Origin of the sequence: Streptomyces sp. NPDC005805, from assembly GCF_040630445.1 — a bacterium.
GTDB lineage: Bacteria > Actinomycetota > Actinomycetes > Streptomycetales > Streptomycetaceae > Streptomyces.
Genome location: NZ_JBEXXN010000052.1, coordinates 35,290 through 52,559, shown reverse-complemented (window position 1 = coordinate 52,559; position 17,270 = coordinate 35,290). Strand labels below are relative to the sequence as shown.

The window sequence follows — 17,270 nt, the reverse complement described above, 5'->3', positions numbered from 1 at the left end:
ACCCCCCTCCCCCCCCCCCCTCCCCCCCCTTCTGGCCCGGTGGCCCCGGCCCCGGCCCCCGCCCCCCCCGTTCCCCGGGTGGGCCCCCCCCGTGGTGGGGGCCGGGGCCCCCGGCCCCGCCGGCCCGGTCGTGGTGCTGGCTTCCACGCGTCGCCTCCGTCCGCTCCGGCCGTGGTGCGCCGCCGGGACGGGCCCGGGGCGACGGCACCTCCCAGCCTGTGGCGGAACGCGGCGCGGCGCGCGCCGGGAGCACCCGGCACGGGACGGCGGGGGCGGTGGAGACGGCGGGGGCGGTGGAGAACCGCGGCCGCCCGCGCGGGTCGGGCGCGGCGGCGCGGGGACCGGCCGCCGCCGTCCCGTCCCGTGCCGGGTCAGGCGCCGGGGCGCCGGTCGCCGGGCGCGGCGGTGTCGTCGTCGCCGTCGCGCTCCGGCGGCTCGGCGACGGGCCGGCTGCCCATGTTGCCGTAGCCGTGCATCTCGTGCGGGGTGAGCCGCCCGGGGGTCTGGTGCCCCTGCTCGGGGTCGATCTCGTCCGGTTCGAGGCGGGACTCGACGTGGGACTGGCGGTCCGGCGGGGTCGGCAGCTCGTCCCGCGTGGGCGCGGAGTCGCGGCGCCGGTTGGCGCCCTGCCGCCAGACGACGTACACGAGCAGGACCAGCAGACCGACCACGACGAGCAGGAAGACGATGACCGCCGGGGCTCCGTCGCTGGCGAGCTCGGTGGCGGTGTCGTGGGCCGATGCACTGTGAAGGGTCATGCCTACCGACTACCCCGTCCGGCGCCGATGACCGCCGTGATCGACCCGGACGGCGCACCCCGCCGCCCGGGTCGCGCGGGCACGCCCCGGGCCGGGGCTCAGCCGCGCAGCGAGCAGCGGTTCAGCAGGTCCGCGCCGTCGCCCCGGCCGGCGGCGGGAGCGGCAGGGTACGGCTCGGGGCGGGGCGCTCGCCGCGCCCGATCCAGGTCTCCAGGGCGGTGAACGCCGAGCGGTGGCACGGCGTCAGCGGACGCAGCCGGTCCGGGAACGCGTCGTACAGCGAGTCGACATGGGTGCCGCCCTCGACCCGGTAGTAGCGGAACAGTGAGCCCCGGCCCGCGTCGCGGACCATCCGCGCGTACACGTCCGAGCCCTCGCCGATCGGCAGCAGCACGTCGAGGGTGCCGTGCAGGGTGATCAGGGGTTTTCTGATCCGCCCGGTGAGCGCGATCTTCCGTACCGCCTCGCGGACCTCGCGGGGGCGCTGGCGGTAGGCGTAGTCCGCGTCGCACGCCGGGGTGCCCGGGGCGCAGAACGGGGTGCCGCCCTCCAGCGGGCCGTCGAAGCCGGGGTCCAGCTCCTCGCGGTAGATCCGCTGCGTCAGGTCCCAGTAGTACTGGTGGTGGTAGGGCCACAGGAACTCCGAGCCCGCCGGATACCCGGCCCGCACCAGCTCCCGGTGGGCGCGCGGCGCGCCCGGCCCGCCTGCCGCGTACACCGGGTAGTGGCGCAGCGCCGGGGGCAGGAAGGTGAGCAGGTTCGGGCCGTCGGCGCGCCAGAGGGTGCCCTCCCAGTCCACTCCGCCGTCGTACAGCTCGGGGTGGTTCTCCAGCTGCCAGCGCACCAGATAGCCGCCGTTCGACAGACCGGTGACCAGGGTGCGCCGGGGCGGGCGCTGGTAGCGCTGGGTGACGACCGCGCGGGCCGCCCGGGTCAGTTCGGTGACCCGGCGGTTCCACTCGGCCACCGCGTCCCCGGGGGCCGTGCCGTCCCGGTGGAAATCCGCGCCGGTGTTGCCCTTGTCGGTGGCGGCGAAGGCGTAGCCGCGCGCGAGCACCCAGTCCGAGATCGCCCGGTCGTTGGCGTACTGCTCGCGCACGCCCGGCGAACCCGCGATCACCAGGCCGCCGTTCCAGCGGTCGGGCAGCCGCACGACGAACTGCGAGTCCCGCATCCAGCCGTGGTTGGTGTTGCCGGCCGAGTCGTCCTGGAAGTGGCCGTCCAACTGGATGCCCGGCACCCCGCCGGGGGTGGCGAGGCCCGCGGGGGTGAGTCCGGCCCAGTCGGCGGGGTCGGTGTGACCGGAGGCGACGGTGCCGGCGGTCGTCAGCTCGTCGAGGCAGGCGGCCGTCACCCGCTGGGCGCCCGGCACCCGCAGCTCGGCGACGCCGGCGCAGTGCCCGGCCCCGCCCGCCGGCGGGGCGGACTGCCGGGCGACGGCGGGCACGGCGGTGACGCAGAGCAGCAGGGCGGCCACCGTGGCGGCGCGCGGCAGCAGCCGGTGGCCCGGGCGGTGGGGCGGGGGAGCGGGGACGGTGCCCGACGGCGGGGTGGAGCGCACGGTACGGCCTCCTGGGACGCGTGAGAGGGACAGGGGGAGGTGCGGGACCGGCTCAGGGGCAGGCGCCGTCGGCGACGACGTAGTGCCCCGGCGGGGACTCCTTGAGGGTGTGGGTGACGAACGTGTTGTAGAGCCCCATGTCCTGGCCGGACCCCTTGGCATAGGTGCGCCCGCCACTGGTGGTGGCCCGGCCCGCCTGCACATGGGCGTAGTTGCTCGCGGTCCAGCAGACGGCGCCGCCCGCCGTGGTGGCCGTGACCGGCGCGGAGCGGGCGCCCTCGGTGCCGTCCGTGTCGAGGGCCGCGACCGTGTACGTATGGCGGGACCCCACGCTCAAGCCGGTGTCCGTATGGGCCGCCTCTATGGGGCGGGCCACCACGGTGCCGTCCCGGCGGACCGCGTAACCGGTCGCGCCCGGGACCGCGTCCCACCGCAGGGAGACCGTGCTGCCGGTGGTGCCCGTCACGGTCAGCCCGGTGGGTGCGGGCAGGGTCCCCGGGTCCGGTTCGCCTCCGCCCGTCAGCCCGAAGAACCCGGCGATCCAGCGGCCGGAGCAGATCGAGTCGATGAAGTGCGCGGTCCCCGTGGCGCCGCAGTTCTCCGGGCCGCTGCCCGGGTCCACGGGTGTGCCGTGGCCGGTCGACGGCACCCGGTCCACCTCCACCGCGACCCGGCCGGCCCCGTCGAGGTACTGCTCGCGCCGGGTGCCGTTCGGGCCGATGGTGTCCGTCCGGTCCGGGCTCTGGCCGATCCCGTGCACCGCCGTCCACTGGTCCCGCAGCTCGTCCGCGTTGCGCGGGGCGACGGTGGTGTCCCGGTCGCCGTGCCAGACCGCCACCCGCGGCCAGGGCCCGCCGTGGGACGGATGGGCCTCGCGCACCCGCTGCGCCCAGGCCGCCGGCGTCCGGTCCGACCCCGGGCTCATACAGGGGTACGGGCCCGCGTCCCGGGCGCAGTCGTACGGGAGGCCCGCGACGACCGCGCCCGCCTCGAACACGTCCGGATAGGCGGCCAGCATCACCGCGGTCATCGCGCCGCCCGCCGACAGCCCGGTCACGAAAGTGCGGCCCGGGTCGGCCCCGTAGGCGCTCTCGGCGTGCGCCACCATCCGGCGGACCGACTCCGCCTCGCCCTGGCCGCGCCGGTTGTCCGTCGCCTGGAACCAGTTGAAGCACCTGCTCAGGTTGTTCGCCGAGGTGGTGCCCGCGAACACCAGCAGGAAGCCGTGGCGGTCCGCGAGCTCCGTCAGGCCCGCGTTGTCCGCGTACAGCTGCGCGCTCTGGGTGCAGCCGTGCAGGGCCACGACCACGGCCGGCTGCGGCGGCAGCGACGCCGGCCGGTACACATACATCTCCAGCGCGCCCGGGTTCGCGCCGAAGGACACCACCCGCTCCAGGGGCACCGCCGCCCGGGCGGACGGGGCCGGGGCGAACCACAGCCCGCCCAGCAGGACGGCCAGCACCGCGAGCAGCCGCCCGAGCGGACGGCGGGCACCCGGGGAACCCGGGACCGGGCGCGGCCGGACGCGCTCCGGCCGCCCTTCACGACGAGACATCCGAACCTCCCGCAGCCGACGGTGACGCCGGTCACGGTAGGAAGGGACCGTGGGTGCGGGACATGGTGACGGCACCCATAGCGGTGCCCCACGACGCCTCGCCGCACCCCCTTGCGCGACAGCGCCCCGCGCGCTAACGGCCGCCGCGCGCAAGGCCGTTCGGGCGGCGGCGGCCGGGAGCTCCGGTCAGACCGCGGCCCGCGGCGCGGACTGCGGACCCGGGCTCGGCGGCGCGTCCGGAGCGGGATCGGAGGCGGGATCGGACGCGGGCGGCGGCGCCTGCTCCGACGCGGGCTGGGAACCCGGCTCGGACGCGGGCGGCGGCTCCTCGGAGGGCGGCGGCGCGGACGGCGGGTCCTCGGGCGGGGGCTGCTGCTCGGACGGCGGCTGCTCCGAGGGCGGATCGCCCCCCGGGTCCTCGGAGGACGGCGGCGACTCACCGGGCGACCGGTCCGGCGAGTCGGACGGGTCCGGCTTCGGCGAGCCGTCACGGGACGGCTCCTCCGTCTCCTTGTCGCCCTTGCCGGTGGTGTCGCCCGCGGGACGCGCGATCCAGCCCTCGGACTCGGCGTCGTAGAGCACGAACTCCTTCACCGGCTTCTCGGCCGGGGCCACCACCACGACCTCCGACGCCCGGTAGCCGGGCCACGGGTCCCCGACCACCTTCGGGGTCGTGTCCTGGGCGACGGGCGGCAGCAGCGGGTTCCCGCAGGCGCAGCGCGCCCGCGGCACGCCCCGGTCGTCGACCAGCACGGCCGTCCCGGCCTGGAGCACCGCCTGGTAGGAGGTCGGACCGCCGTCCCGGAAGCCGTGGTTGGTCACCCGGGTGTCCATGCGCAGCTGCACGGGCGTCAGCGACCGCAGATACGCCGGGACCCGGTCGGGCGCGATGTCCTGCACCTCGGCGAAGGCCCGGTTCCGGTCGGGGGCGTCCGACAGGAAGCGCACCTGCTTCTCCACGTCGCAGCTCGCGACGTCACGCGTCCCGCCGTACAGCCCCGGCGAGGAGCCGCGCACACTGCGCGTGGCCTGGGTGCCGGTGGGGCTGCGCTCGGGGGACCGGGACGCCTCGGGCGGGGCCGCGTCCCGGGCCGTCGACTCGGTGAACGGGTCGGGACCGCTGGTGCTTGCCGCCTGGAGGAAGACCTCGCCCTGCTCACCGCCGCCGCTGCCGCCCGGTCGGGTCAGCACCACGGCGGCGACCACCGCGGCGATCACCACACAGGACACCAGCGCGATCCGGGGCGCCGACCGCCACCAGGGCCGCCCCGGCCCGCCGGAGCCGGCGTGCGCGCCGCCCTCCGGCCCACCTGGACCACCCGGCCCCGGGCCGCCGGCACCGCCCGGGCCGCTCGGCGGACCGGACGCGCCCGAGCCGCCCGGACCGGGTGGCGGAGAGCCGGGGGACGAGGAGTCCGGGCGCGTCGCACCCGGCTGCGAGCCGCCCGACAGCGGCCCGGACGGCGGACCCGTCGGACGGTCGGACGACGGCGGACCGGCGGGCGGGTGCCCGGACGACGGGGACCCCGAGGATCCGGACGGTGACGGAGGTTCGGTACTCATGGGGCGCTTCTTCCCTGAGCAAGACGCGGACGAGGCGCGCGGTCCGCGGGCCTCCCCCTCCCCGCCCATTGTCTGCCCGGCGGCCGTGGGGCCCGCAAGTCGTCTGCCCGGCCCGCCCCGGGCCCCGCACGCGGACGCGGTCGGCTCCTCCCGGGGCGCGCCCCCGCCGCGCCCTGTTTAGCGTGGCCGTGTGAGCGACCACGCAACGACCGACCCGGCCGCGCCGCCGCGCGCCGCACACGGCTGGCCCCAGGCACTGCTGGCCGTGGTCGCCGGACTCGTGGCCATGATCGTCGTCGCGGCGCTGGGCCTGTGGGCGGCGGGGGCGGCCGACCTCCCGGACGGCGCCTATGTGAAGGTCGTCGCCGCGGTCGTCGTCCTGGCCGCCGGCGGGTCCGTCGAGGTCGCGGGGGACGCCGGCGCGATCGCCGAGACCGACGCCGGACTGACCGCCCTCCCGCTCTCCGTCACCGTCGCCGGGGCCCTCACCGTCGCCGCCGGCTTCCTGCGGCCGCTGCGCCGCCGGGCCGTGGCGGGAGCGCCCGAACTCGCCGGCTGGGCCCTGCGGATCGCCGTGCTGTGGCTGCTCGGCCTCACCGGGCTCGCCGTCCTCGCCCGCCACACCTTCGAGATCACCTTCGACGACCCCACCGGCGGTGTCATCGGCGACCTCTTCGGCGTCGAACCGCGCGTCGGCTTCCGCACCGAGGTCCCGCAGACCCTGGTCATCGGACTGCTGTGGCTGGCCGGGGTGCTCGCCCTCGCCCTGCTCGTCTCGCGGGGCGCGCCGCTGCCCTCCCGGCTGCTGCGCTTCCAGGAGGGGGTCCGCCCCGCCGCCCACGCCATGGTCGTGCTGCTCCTCGCCACCCTCGCCGTCGGACTGGTCATCGGGCTGGTGGTGGCGGCCACCCGCGGGCACCCCGCCGACACCTTCGCCGTCATCCTGCTGGGCCTGCCCAACCTGATGTGGCTCGCCCTGACCGTGGGGCTCGGCGGGGCGTGGCAGGGGCGGGTGGAGGGTCCCTTCGGGCTGCCCATGCCGCAGGTCCTCGACCAGGTGCTGCGCACCGGCGACCTCTCCACGGTGGACCTCGGCACCCTGACCGGACGCGACGGGCGGGCCTGGTGGCTCTTGGCCGGCGCGGTGGTCCTCGTCCTCGCGGCCGGCTTCCTCATGGCCGTACGCTCCCCGGCCCGGATCCCACCGTGGCGGCACGCCCTGCACCTGGCCGTCGCCCTCGCGGTCACCGTGCTGTGCGTGTCGCTGCTGGCCCGTGTCGAGGCGCACTACGGCCTCTCCCTGCTGGGCATCGGCGACCTCGGGGGCGACCTCGGCGGCGAGGTGTCGCTGCGGCCGAGACTGTGGCAGAACATCGGGCTGGGCGCGGCCTGGGGGCTGGTGGCCGGGTTCGTCGGGGGCCTGCTCGCCACGCGTTTCCGGCACCAGGGCGAGGCCCCGCCGAAGGACTGACCCACCCGTGAAGGCGTGAAGGACCGACCCGGCCGTCCGACCGGGCGCGGTACGGGGTCATTCCGCGGCGGCCCCGCGGAACACCGGGCGGGCCCAGCGCGGGGGCTCGGGCGGGCGTCCCGCCCCGTCCTCGTCCCCCGGACCACCGCCCGGCCCGACCACCCGGGTGGGCGTGCGGGGCTTCCCGGCGCGCGCCGCGGCCCGCAGCGCCGCCACAAAGCCGGTGCATGAACCGAACCGGTCCTCCGGGGCCTTGGCCAGCGCCTTGCCGAGCACGGCGTCGACGGCCGCGGGCAGATCCGGCCGCTGCTCCGTCAGCGGCGGCGCGGGGTCGTACTGGTGGGCCCAGAGCAGCGCCATGTCGTCGTCCCGCCGGAACGGCGGCGCCCCCGCCAGGGTCTCGAACACCACGCAGGCGAGGCTGTAGACATCGCACCGGCCGTCGGTCGGACGGCCCGAGATCTGCTCGGGGGCCACATAGTCCAGCGTCCCGACGAACTGGCCCACGGTGGTGAAGCCGGTCAGCGACAGCGACTTCTTCGTCAGCCCGAAGTCGGTCAGGTAGACGTGCTCGGGGTGCTCGCTGTCGGTGCCCTCGGCGACCAGGATGTTCCCCGGTTTGACGTCCCGGTGCACCAGGTCGTGCGCGTGCGCGGCGTCCAGCGCGGAGGCCACCTGGGCGGCGATCCGGCCCGCCGTGGGGAACGGCAGCGGGCCCTGGCGGTCCAGCAGGACGCGCAGGTCCTGCCCGGCGACGTAGCGCATCGCGATGTAGAGCATCCCGTCGGTCTCGCCCGCCTCGAACACGGGGACGATGTGCGGGTGGTCGATGGATGCGGCCACCCGCGACTCATGGCTGAAGCGCTGCCGGAAGGTGTCGTTCCGGGCGAGTTCGGGCGCGAGCAGCTTGAGCGCGACGGTGCGGTCCAGCCGCAGGTCGCGGGCCCGGTACACGACGGCCATGCCGCCGCGGCCGATCTCGCGCTCCACGAGGTAGTCGGCGACCTTGCGGCCGACCAGCTCGGACGGGCGCCCGGCGTGCGGTGAGGCGGCCTCCGCCATCACCCCTCACCGCCTCGCGGGTCCGCCCGGTCCGCCCGGTCCGCCCGGTCCGGGCGGTCCGGCCGGCCGGGGGCCGGGGCCTCCACGACCCGGGTGGGCTCGTGCGGCCCCTCCACGGGGGCGACGACGCGGGTGGCCTCGGGGGCACCGGGCGTTTCGGGCGCCGGCGCGACGACGCGCGTCGGCTCGGGCGCGTCCGCCGGTTCCGGCGCGGGGGTGACGACGCGGGTGGGCTCCGGGGTCTCGGGTGCGGGGTCCGCGACGCGCGTCGGCTCGGGGGCGTCGGGTGCCGGGGAGACGACGCGCGTCGGCTCGGGGGCCTCCGGGGCGGGCGCGGCGGCCTCCGGGGCCGGGGTCGCGCCGACGAGGCGGGTGGCGTCCGGGAGCTGCGCGTCGCCACCGGTGCGGGGCGCGGCGTCGTCGCGTTCCGCCGCCCCGGGCGCGTCCGGCTTCCGCTGCCGTGGCTCCGGCGACACGACCCGGGTGGGCTCGTGCGCCGCCGGCTCGCCTGCGTCACCGGGCGTCGGCCCTGGAGCGGGCCGGGCGGCGTCCGCGTCCGGGTCCACGACCTGGGGCGGTTCGGGGCCGGGCCCCGGGGGCCCGGCGGCGTCCGGGGCCGGGGCGGGGGACGCGGCGGGCGCCCCCGGAACCGGGTCCGCGCCGCCCGGCTCCGGGGGCGACGGGCCCGCGACGGGCGGGGACCCCGCCGTCAGCGTCGTCAGGCGCGCCCCGTCGCAGTGCACCCACCGTTCGTGCTCCGCGTCGAAGAGCCACATCGACTCCCCGTCCACCACCATCCCGACCCGCAGCCCCTGCGTGCGCCGCCGGTAGCCCTCGCCGTCCGTGCGGCCGGCCGCCAGGTCCTCCGCCGCGCGGCGGTAGCGGCCCAGCGAGTCCTCGACGCGCGCCAGCAGCGGCCGGGGGTCCTCGGCGGACTCCGTCGGATTCCCCGCCGGGGGCGGCTCGGCGGGGACGGGGACCAGCAGCCGCCCGTCCACCCACGCCGACCAGCCGTTGACGCACAGGACCTGCGCCCAGTCGCCGCGCCGCTCCAGCAGCTGCACCGGCAGCAGCGGGTCCATGGGCGCGGTGGGACGGGCGGTGTCGGGGGTCTCCCAGGCCGGCATCCCGGCGCGGGGCACGACATGGGTCGGGGCGAAGTCCCAGCTCGTCACAGGCGCCTACTTCCGCATGATCGCGGGCTCGTGCCGCCGCAGCAGACGGGCCACCGCGAAGCCGAACAGCGCGGACAGCACGACCAGCATGCCCATGTCGAGCAGCCAGATCCCCACCGAGTGCGCGAACAGCGGGTCACTGCTCAGCTCCCCGGGCACGATCCGGCCCAGGTCGATCGTCCCGGCCATCGCCGCCAGCGCCCAGCGCGACGGCACCAGCCAGGCGAGCTGCTCGATGACCGGCACGCCGTCCAGCTCCAGCAGGGCCCCGCAGAAGACGACCTGGACGATCGCGAGGAGGACCAGCAGCGGCATGGTGACCTCCTCCTTGCGCACCAGGGCCGACACCAGCAGACCGAGCATCATCGCGGTGAACGCCAGCAGGGCCACGGCGAGGGTGATCTCGACCAGCGGGAGGGTCACCACGCCCTCGCCACCGGGGGCGTTGAGGTCCACACCCGCGAGCGCGACCAGCGTCAGCACGACCGCCTGCACCACCGTGACCGTGCCCAGGACGACGATCTTCGACATCAGATACGCCGATCTGGACAGCCCGACCGCCCGTTCCCGCCGGTAGATCACCCGCTCCTTGACCAGTTCGCGCACCGCGTTGGCCGCACCCGTCAGCACCCCGCCCACACACAGGATGAGCAGCGCGTTGAGCGCCGTCTCCCGGTCCAGGACGCTGCCCGCGAGGGCCCGCGCCATCGCACCCATCACAAAGGGCAGCGCGATCATGATGACCAGGAAGGTCCGGTCCGCGGCGAGGGCCGCCGCGTACCGGCGCACCAGGGTCCGCAACTGGGCGCCCCAGCTCTGCGCCTTCGGCGGCGGCGCCACCGGCCCGGTCGCCGGACCGGCGGGGACGGGCGGCTGGGCGGTCGCGCCCGCGACGTACCGGTCATGGAAGGGCGAGGCCGCGTAGGCCCCCGCCCAGTCCCGCTCCCGGTCGGTCTCGAACGCCTCGAAGGCCTCCGGCCACTGCTCGGTGCCGAAGTACGCGAGGGCGTCCTCCGGCGGGCCGTAGTAGGCGATCCGGCCGCCCGGCGCGAGGACCAGCAGCCGGTCGCACACATCCAGGCTGAGCACGCTGTGCGTGACCACCACGACCGTGCGCCCGTCGTCGGCGAGCCCGCGCAGCATGTGCATCACCGAGCGGTCCATCCCGGGGTCCAGGCCCGAGGTGGGCTCGTCGAGGAAGAGCAGGGACGGTTTCGTGAGCAGTTCGAGGGCGACGCTGACCCGCTTGCGCTGGCCGCCGGAGAGGCTGTGGATGGGCTGGTCGGCCCGTTCCTCCAGGCCCAGTTCGCGGATCACCTCGGCGACGCGCTCCTGGCGCTCCGCGCGGGCGGTGTCCTGCGGGAAGCGCAGTTCGGCCGCGTACCCGAGGGCCCGGCGGACGGTCAGCTGGGTGTGCAGGATGTCGTCCTGGGGCACCAGGCCGATCCGCTGGCGCAGTTCGGCGTAGTCGCGGTACAGGTCGCGCCCGTCGTACAGGACCGTCCCGGAGTCGGCGGGCCGCAGCCCGGTCAGCGCGTTGAGCAGGGTGGACTTCCCCGCGCCGCTCGGGCCGACCACCGCGAGCAGGCACTTCTCGCCGACGGGGAAGGACACATGGTCCATGAGGGTCTTGCGGCCCCGGTCCACGGAGACGGCGAGGTCCTGTACGTCGAGCGAGACCTCGCCGGTGTCCACGAACTCCTGGAGCTGGTCGCCCACCAGGCAGAACGCGGAGTGGCCGATGCCCACGATGTCGCCGGGCCGCACCGGGGCGCGGCCGACCGGGCGGCCGTTGAGGTAGGTGCCGTTGTGGCTGCCGAGGTCGGCTATCTCGTAGCCGCCGTCGGCGAGGGAGCGCAGTTCGGCGTGCCGGCGGGAGACGATCAGGTCGTCCACCACGAGGTCGTTGTCGGGGGACCGGCCGATGCGCACGGTGCGGGCGGGCAGCGGGCGGACCGTGGTGGGGCGGCGGAAGGTTCCGGTGGCGGAGGGCATGGACACCGAGGAGGGGCGCGCGGCTCCGGCTCCGGGGCGCTGTCGGTCGGCCCCGGGCCGCTGCCGCTCGGGTCCGGGCGGCTGTCCGTCCGGACCGGCCGGGGCCGCGGGTGCTTGTCCGGGCGCGGCTTCGCGGGCGGGCGCGGGCGCCGGTTCGGGGGCGGGTGGCGCGGCGCGGGCCGGGGAGCGGCCCACCAGGGTGGCGCTCGGGCCGTCCGCCGCGCTGCCGAACCGGATCACGCTCCCGGGGCCGACGCTCCACTGCCGGATGCGATGGCCCTCGGTGTACGTGCCGTTGGTGCTGTCCTCGTCGTGGACGGTCCAGTGGTCGTCGACCGCGTGCAGCACCGCGTGGTGCCAGGAGACGCGTGCGTCGTCGATCACGATGTCGCTGAGGGGGTCGCGGCCGACGTGGTAGTCCCGGCTCGGACTCAGCACCGTGGATCCGCTGTCGGTTTCCACGAGGAGTTCGGGCGCCGTCGGTGCGACAGGGCGCTCTGCCATGTCCGAATTCTAACGATCTGCCCGTCCGGCCGCCCGGCGGTCCGGCCGTGGTGCGAACCCTGGCGCAGGTCACGCACCCCGGCCGTCTGATTGCGCCGACCGAGCGCGGGCCGTGCGGGTTGCGGGTCCGGCCGGGCCGGGTCATCCTCGTGGTGACCCAGAAGCGACAAGTGCTCACTCTTCGTACTCGGGGTTCCAACCCGTCCAGCGAATGACGGGCCGTCGCGGTGAGGAGCCACGTTCATGAACGTCCCGGTTGCCGCCTGTCACTACATCGTCGAAGTGCCGGCATCGCCCGAACGCATCCCGCAGATCCGGCGCATCGTCGCTGCGCATCTGCGCTACTGGAGTCTCGCGCCGCATGTCGAACCGGTCTGCAGCGCGGTCGACGAACTCGTCGACAACGTCGTCCGGCATGTCTCCGGCGACAAGACCTGTGTGGTCGAACTCCGCTCGACGGGGAGCCGTCTGGTGGTCTCGGTCGCCGACCACGACCGGCGGCTGCCGCCGGTCCACACCTCCGCCCCGGTACGCGGGGGCCTCGCCAAGGTCGCCAAGCTGAGCGACAGTTGGGGAACCTGCGGTACCGAGGACGGCAAGGTCATCTGGTTCAGCCGGCGGGTCAAGGAGGCCGAGCGGGTCCTGCGGGGGCCGCGCGCGCCGCGGGTGCCCGCCGTCGAGTTCCGTCCGCTGCCGCTTCCCGTGGCGGCCGAGGCCGCCGAGGCGGCCGCGATCGAGGTCGCCGCGGTGAGCTGACGGGCACCGCTGCAGGGGCCCGGGGCCGAGCATCCGTGCTCGGCCCCGGGGCGCGTTCCGGGCCGGCGGCCGGTCCCTCGGGTCGGTCTCGTGGTCTGCCGGTCTCGCGGGGTGCCGTCGCGGTGGGTCCGCCGGCCGCCGCCGGTCCGTCTCGGTGGGCGGGGGCGCCGGTGGTGGTCAGGCCGCGTTGCGGTCCGGGTGGGCGGGGTGGCCCGGGCCCGGCCTCGGGCCGCCGGCCGCCAGGGGGAGGGCGGCGACCAGGCCGAAGAACCGCGCCTCGTTCCCCGCGAGTCCGACCGCGGTGAGCGCCGCGTCCGCCTCCGCCATCGGGCCGGTCAGCAGCGGCAGGGCGTGCGGCGCGTGCCCCGGGTCGGCGAGCGCGGCCCGCGCGGTCTGCAGCAGCCGTACATACGCCTGGGCGGCGGCGAGTTCGGGTTCGTTCATCTCGCTCTTCCCCTCGTGAAGGTGTCGGACCGTCAAGGATGTCGTGGACCACTGACAACGGGGTGACGGGAGGGCAGGAGGGGACGGCGAAGGGCCGGCGGTCCGCCTGGTGGCGGGGCCGCCGGCCCTCGGTGCAGATGGTGCGGTGTACCGGTGCCGCTAGAAGACGCTCACGCCGTACGCGTTCAGCGCCTCCACCACCGGCTGGAAGAACGTGGTGCCGCCGGACGAGCAGTTGCCGCTGCCGCCCGAGGTCAGGCCGAGGGCGGTGGTGCCGGCGAACAGCGGGCCGCCGCTGTCACCGGGCTCGGCGCAGACGTTGGTCTGGATCATGCCGTAGACGACGTCGCCGCCGCCGTAGTTGACCGTCGCGTTGAGGCCCGTGACGGTGCCGCTCCGCAGTCCGGTGGTGGAGCCGCTGCGCTGGACGGACTGGCCCACGGACGGGTTGGCCGCCGAGGTGATGTCCCGGTAGCTGCCGTTGTAGAGGTACACCCGGCCGTCGGCCGCCGCGGAGTTGGAGTGGCGGATCAGGCCGTAGTCGTTGACGGGGAAGCTGCTGCCGGCGCGGCTGCCCAGCAGTGCCGTGTTGGCCGAGTTGGTGTACCAGGTGCTCGCGCTGTCGGTGCAGTGGCCGGCGGTCAGGGCGTAGTAGGTGCTGCCGCTGCGCACGTTGAAGCCGAGCGAGCAGCGGCCGCCGCCCGCGTAGATGGCCTGGCCGCCGGCGATGAGCTTGGTGAAGGTGCCTTCGGTGCGGTTGATCTCCAGGGCGCCGGCGCGGTTGCCGGCCTGCTCCTTGATTCTGGCGATCTCGGCGGCGGTGACGGTGGAGTCCACCGTGACGACGACCTTGCCGGTCGCCTTGTCGGTGTACCAGGCGGTGCCCGCCACGTCGGCCTGTGCGACCGCCTCACCCGCCTGGGCGAGCTGGGCGGCGGTGGCCTTGGCGGGCGCGGGCTCGGCCAGGGCCGAGGGGGCGGCAAGCGCGGTGGCGGCGACGAGGGCGGACGCCACGGCGATCAGCCGCACGCCCTTCGCGGTGCCGCCGAGGGGGGACAGGCGCTTGAGATTCACTGCATCCTCCGGTGGGGGATCCGGGGCCCGTTGGGTGGGCGGGCCCTTGGAAGGGCGATCACCGGGCGTCCGGCGGAGTGGTCCGCCATGTGCCTGACAATCGCCACGACAGGAATCCTGGGTTCCGGAGGGGCATGCCACAAGATCGCCTTTCGGCCGCTCTACGCGCGTCCGCCCGGTGATCGCGGCGGTCCCGGGATTCGGAGGGGTCCGGGGCGGCCGGGCGGTGGGGGTGCGGGGGCGTGAGTGCCGCCGGGAGCAAACGATTCGGTTGTTTGCTCGTCAACCACCTCCGCGAAGGAGGGCCCCCGGAAAAGGAGCTTCCGGCTCCGCATTTGTGCCGGAGCGTAATCGAGTGAAGCCGTGGCGTGTGTACACACCGTTTGCGACGGTGTCCCAGGGCGGGGGGGCCCGTGTGGTCGGGGCCCATGTGCCGGGCGCACATGGGCCCGAAGGCCATGGGCGCCCCACCCATATGCCGCGATCGGCCCTGTTCGCGCAGCGCCCGCCGGTGTCCGGATCCCGACCGTCGTACGGTGAGCCCATGTGCTGGAGCGCCACAGCCGACCTCGTGGCCGGTACCGCGATCTCGGCCGCCGGGATCGCCGCCGTCGCCGGCACCCTCCACCACGGCCGGGTCCGCGAACTCCCCCTCGCCGCCCTTCCCCTCCTCCTCGGCGCCCACCAGCTCGTGGAGGCCGCCGTATGGCATACGGGCGGCGGCACCGGTCCCGCCACCACCGCCTGGGCCGTGATCGCGCTGCCTGTGCTCGCCGCCTGGGTACCGCTCGGCGTCCTGCTGGCGACGCCCCCGTCCGGCCGCGCCCGCCTGTACACGCCCGCCGTGGTGGGCGCGGTCACCGCGGCGGTACTCACCTGGGTGCTGGCCACCCGGACGGTCGGCGCCGAGGTGCGGGAGCGGACCGTCGGCTACGCGATCGGCCTGCCCCACGCGGGCTGGCTGCTCGCTGGCTATCTCCTGGCCACGGTCGGCTCGCTCCTCCTCGCCCGGGACCGTGTGCTGCGGCTGCTCGGCGTGCTGACCGGGGTGTCCGCCGCGGCCTGCGCCGTGCTGTGGCGGACGGCGTTCGTCTCGACCTGGTGCGCGGCCGCCGCGCTGGCGTCCCTGGTGCTCGTCGCGTGGGCGCTGCGCCGCACCCCGTCCGGCTCCCGCCCGGCCCCGCGCCACCCGGCCGGCCCGGCCGCCCCCGCCCGGTAGGGCCGGCCCCCGCCCGCAGGCGCGGCCCGGTCGCAGGCCCGCGCCCGGCGGGTGAGGCTGGAGAGGGCGGGTACCCGCGCACGGACGGCCGGCGTCGTGCTTCGTCCGGTGCCGGACGAAGCACGACGCCGGGACGGAGCACGAAGCCCGGCGGAGCAGAACGCACGCACGACGGAAGGCTGAGCACCGTGAACACAGCACAGGAGCACGAGGAGTCGGTCGTGGTGACGCTCACCGGCTGCTCCCGGGAGGACGCCGACGCCGTCTTCCGCGCCCTCGGCAGGTCGTACGACTCGGACCGGGCCGCCCACGAGACACCCCAGTACACCAAGCGGCAGGACCGGACGGTGTGGACGACCACCTTCGAGGTCTCCCACCCGCACGGCAAAGCCGAGCCCGTCCGGCTGGCCGCCCCGGTGACCGTCGAGCTCCAGGGCGGCTACTGGGCCGTCGACCGGATGACCGAGACCCTGGAGACCAGCTTCGACGTGCGCCAGGAGGGCATGGCGGCCGGCGACCAGGAGAAGGACGTACAACTCCGCCTGGCCAGCGGCGTCCACACCTGACCCCTCCCTCCCCCCACGGAAGCCGCCGCCCCCGGCAGCACGACCGAGCAGCACCACCGAGGAGAGCCTTCATGCCCATCGCCACCGTCAACCCCGCGACCGGCGAGACGATCGAGACCTTCGAGGCGTACGACGAGAAGGAGGTCGAGCGCCGGATCGCCGCCGCGCACGCCGCGTACGAACGGCACCGCGCGACCTCCTTCGCCGAGCGGGCCGCGCTGCTGCACCGCGCCGCCGACCTCCTCGACGGCGACCAGCAGGACATCGCCCGCACCATGACCGTCGAGATGGGCAAGCCCGTCGCCGCCGCGCGGGCCGAGGCGGCCAAGTGCGCCAAGGCCATGCGCTGGTACGCCGACCGCGCCGAGGGCCTGCTCGCCGACGAGCACCCGGACGAGGCCGATGTCGCCGACTCCGGCGCCTCGCGGGCCCTCGTCCGCTACCGGCCCCTCGGCGTCGTCCTCGCCGTCATGCCGTGGAACTTCCCGCTCTGGCAGGTCGTCCGCTTCGCCGCCCCCGCGCTGATGGCCGGCAACACGGGCCTGCTCAAGCACGCGTCCAACGTCCCGCGGACCGCCCTCTACCTGGAGGACCTGTTCCGGCGGGCCGGATACCCGGAGGGCTGCTTCCAGACCCTGCTGATCGGGTCCGGGGCCGTGGAGGGCGTGCTGCGGGACCGCCGGGTCGCCGCCGCCACCCTCACCGGCAGCGAGGGCGCCGGCCGGGCCGTGGCCTCCGTGGCCGGTGACGAGATCAAGAAGACCGTCCTCGAACTCGGCGGCAGCGACCCCTATATCGTCATGCCCTCCGCCGACCTGGAGAAGGCCGTCGCCACCGCCGTGACGGCCCGCGTCCAGAACAACGGCCAGTCCTGCATCGCCGCCAAGCGCTTCATCGTCCACACCGAGGTGTACGACGCCTTCCGCGACCGCTTCACCGCCGCCATGCGGGGCCTCGGCGTCGGCGACCCGCTGGACGAGGGCACCGCCGTCGGCCCCCTCGCCACCGAGCAGGGCCGCGCCGACCTGGAGGAACTGGTCGACGACGCGCTCGCCAAGGGCGCGAGCGCCGAGTGCGGCGGCCGACGCCCGCCGGGGCTCGCCCGGGGCTGGTACTACGAGCCCACCGTCCTCACCGGCGTCACCGAGGACATGCGCATCCACCGCGAGGAGACCTTCGGCCCGGTCGCCACCCTCTACCGGGTCGCGGACGCCCGGGCGGCCGTGGACATCGCCAACGACTCCGACTTCGGCCTCAGTTCCAACGCCTGGACCCGGGACGCCGGCGAGGCCGAACTGTTCGCCCGCGACCTGGTGGCGGGCGGGGTGTTCTTCAACGGGATGACCGCCTCCCACCCCGCCCTCCCCTTCGGCGGCGTGAAGCGGTCCGGCTACGGGCGCGAGCTGTCGGCCCACGGCATCCGCGAGTTCTGCAACATCACCACGCTCTGGTACGGGAAGGAGTGACGGCCGGCGCACCGTCACCCCGCCCTGTCCTCAACACCGTTCCCTCGCTCACCGGCCTTGTCCAAGGCGCTGCCTCACCGCGCGTTGTCGGGTAAATTCCC

At 75.7% G+C, this 17,270-nt stretch carries 14 protein-coding genes; 5 read left to right on the top strand and 9 right to left on the bottom strand.

Features of this window, described 5'->3' with window-relative positions; genetic code table 11:
- Positions 1–371 precede the first annotated feature (371 nt).
- The 4 genes from ABZ457_RS24225 to ABZ457_RS24210 form a co-directional block, all read right to left on the bottom strand.
- Positions 372–758 carry a DUF6479 family protein gene (locus ABZ457_RS24225; protein ID WP_359160797.1) on the bottom strand — a complete coding sequence of 129 codons (387 nt, stop codon included), beginning with the start codon at positions 756–758 and terminating at the stop codon, positions 372–374.
- 121 nt (positions 759–879) lie between these two features.
- Complete coding sequence (locus tag ABZ457_RS24220) at positions 880–2,205, bottom strand: tannase/feruloyl esterase family alpha/beta hydrolase (RefSeq protein ID WP_359160809.1); 1,326 nt, start codon at positions 2,203–2,205, stop codon at positions 880–882.
- 166 nt (positions 2,206–2,371) lie between these two features.
- Positions 2,372–3,874: a PHB depolymerase family esterase gene (locus ABZ457_RS24215; protein ID WP_359160795.1), complete on the bottom strand. Its 1,503-nt coding sequence runs from the start codon at positions 3,872–3,874 to the stop codon at positions 2,372–2,374.
- A gap of 186 nt (positions 3,875–4,060) precedes the next feature.
- Positions 4,061–5,326, bottom strand: a complete 1,266-nt coding sequence (locus tag ABZ457_RS24210) for a DUF6777 domain-containing protein (RefSeq protein WP_359160806.1) — start codon at positions 5,324–5,326, stop codon at positions 4,061–4,063.
- 301 nt (positions 5,327–5,627) lie between these two features.
- Here ABZ457_RS24210 and ABZ457_RS24205 point away from each other — a divergent pair, with 301 nt between their 5' ends.
- Entirely contained in the window at positions 5,628–6,908 is a 1,281-nt protein-coding gene (locus tag ABZ457_RS24205; protein ID WP_359160793.1) for a streptophobe family protein, read from the top strand.
- A gap of 57 nt (positions 6,909–6,965) precedes the next feature.
- Here ABZ457_RS24205 and ABZ457_RS24200 read toward each other — a convergent pair whose 3' ends face one another.
- The 3 genes from ABZ457_RS24200 to ABZ457_RS24190 are packed head-to-tail and all read right to left on the bottom strand — an operon-like array spanning position 6,966 to position 11,644.
- Positions 6,966–7,970 carry a serine/threonine-protein kinase gene (locus ABZ457_RS24200; protein ID WP_359160791.1) on the bottom strand — a complete coding sequence of 335 codons (1,005 nt, stop codon included), beginning with the start codon at positions 7,968–7,970 and terminating at the stop codon, positions 6,966–6,968.
- Entirely contained in the window at positions 7,970–9,145 is a 1,176-nt protein-coding gene (locus ABZ457_RS24195) for a hypothetical protein (protein ID WP_359160789.1), read from the bottom strand. Before ABZ457_RS24195 ends, ABZ457_RS24200 begins: the two co-directional genes overlap by 1 nt.
- 6 nt (positions 9,146–9,151) lie before the next feature.
- On the bottom strand, positions 9,152–11,644 hold the full coding sequence (locus ABZ457_RS24190) for an FHA domain-containing protein (protein ID WP_359160787.1): 2,493 nt from the start codon (positions 11,642–11,644) through the stop codon (positions 9,152–9,154).
- Between the two features lie 243 nt (positions 11,645–11,887).
- On the opposite strand from ABZ457_RS24190, the gene ABZ457_RS24185 reads away from it, so the two are divergent.
- On the top strand, positions 11,888–12,400 hold the full coding sequence (locus tag ABZ457_RS24185) for an ATP-binding protein (RefSeq protein ID WP_359160784.1): 513 nt from the start codon (positions 11,888–11,890) through the stop codon (positions 12,398–12,400).
- Positions 12,401–12,577: 177 nt separating this feature from the next.
- Here ABZ457_RS24185 and ABZ457_RS24180 read toward each other — a convergent pair whose 3' ends face one another.
- A complete protein-coding gene (locus tag ABZ457_RS24180; protein ID WP_359160781.1) occupies positions 12,578–12,844 on the bottom strand; it encodes a hypothetical protein in 267 nt (88 codons plus the stop codon).
- A 159-nt stretch (positions 12,845–13,003) separates the two neighbouring features.
- Positions 13,004–13,918, bottom strand: a complete 915-nt coding sequence (locus tag ABZ457_RS24175; protein WP_359160778.1) for a S1 family peptidase — start codon at positions 13,916–13,918, stop codon at positions 13,004–13,006.
- A gap of 544 nt (positions 13,919–14,462) precedes the next feature.
- On the opposite strand from ABZ457_RS24175, the gene ABZ457_RS24170 reads away from it, so the two are divergent.
- The 3 genes from ABZ457_RS24170 to ABZ457_RS24160 all read left to right on the top strand — a co-directional run bounded on the left by ABZ457_RS24170 (position 14,463) and on the right by ABZ457_RS24160 (position 17,169).
- Positions 14,463–15,137 (top strand): DUF6629 family protein, encoded by a 675-nt coding sequence (locus ABZ457_RS24170; protein WP_359160775.1) that lies wholly within the window; start codon positions 14,463–14,465, stop codon positions 15,135–15,137.
- A 188-nt stretch (positions 15,138–15,325) separates the two neighbouring features.
- Positions 15,326–15,703, top strand: coding sequence for a hypothetical protein (locus ABZ457_RS24165; RefSeq protein WP_359160772.1), 378 nt, complete (start codon positions 15,326–15,328; stop codon positions 15,701–15,703).
- Between the two features lie 71 nt (positions 15,704–15,774).
- A complete protein-coding gene (locus ABZ457_RS24160; protein ID WP_359160769.1) occupies positions 15,775–17,169 on the top strand; it encodes an NADP-dependent succinic semialdehyde dehydrogenase in 1,395 nt (464 codons plus the stop codon).
- Positions 17,170–17,270: the final 101 nt, after the last annotated feature.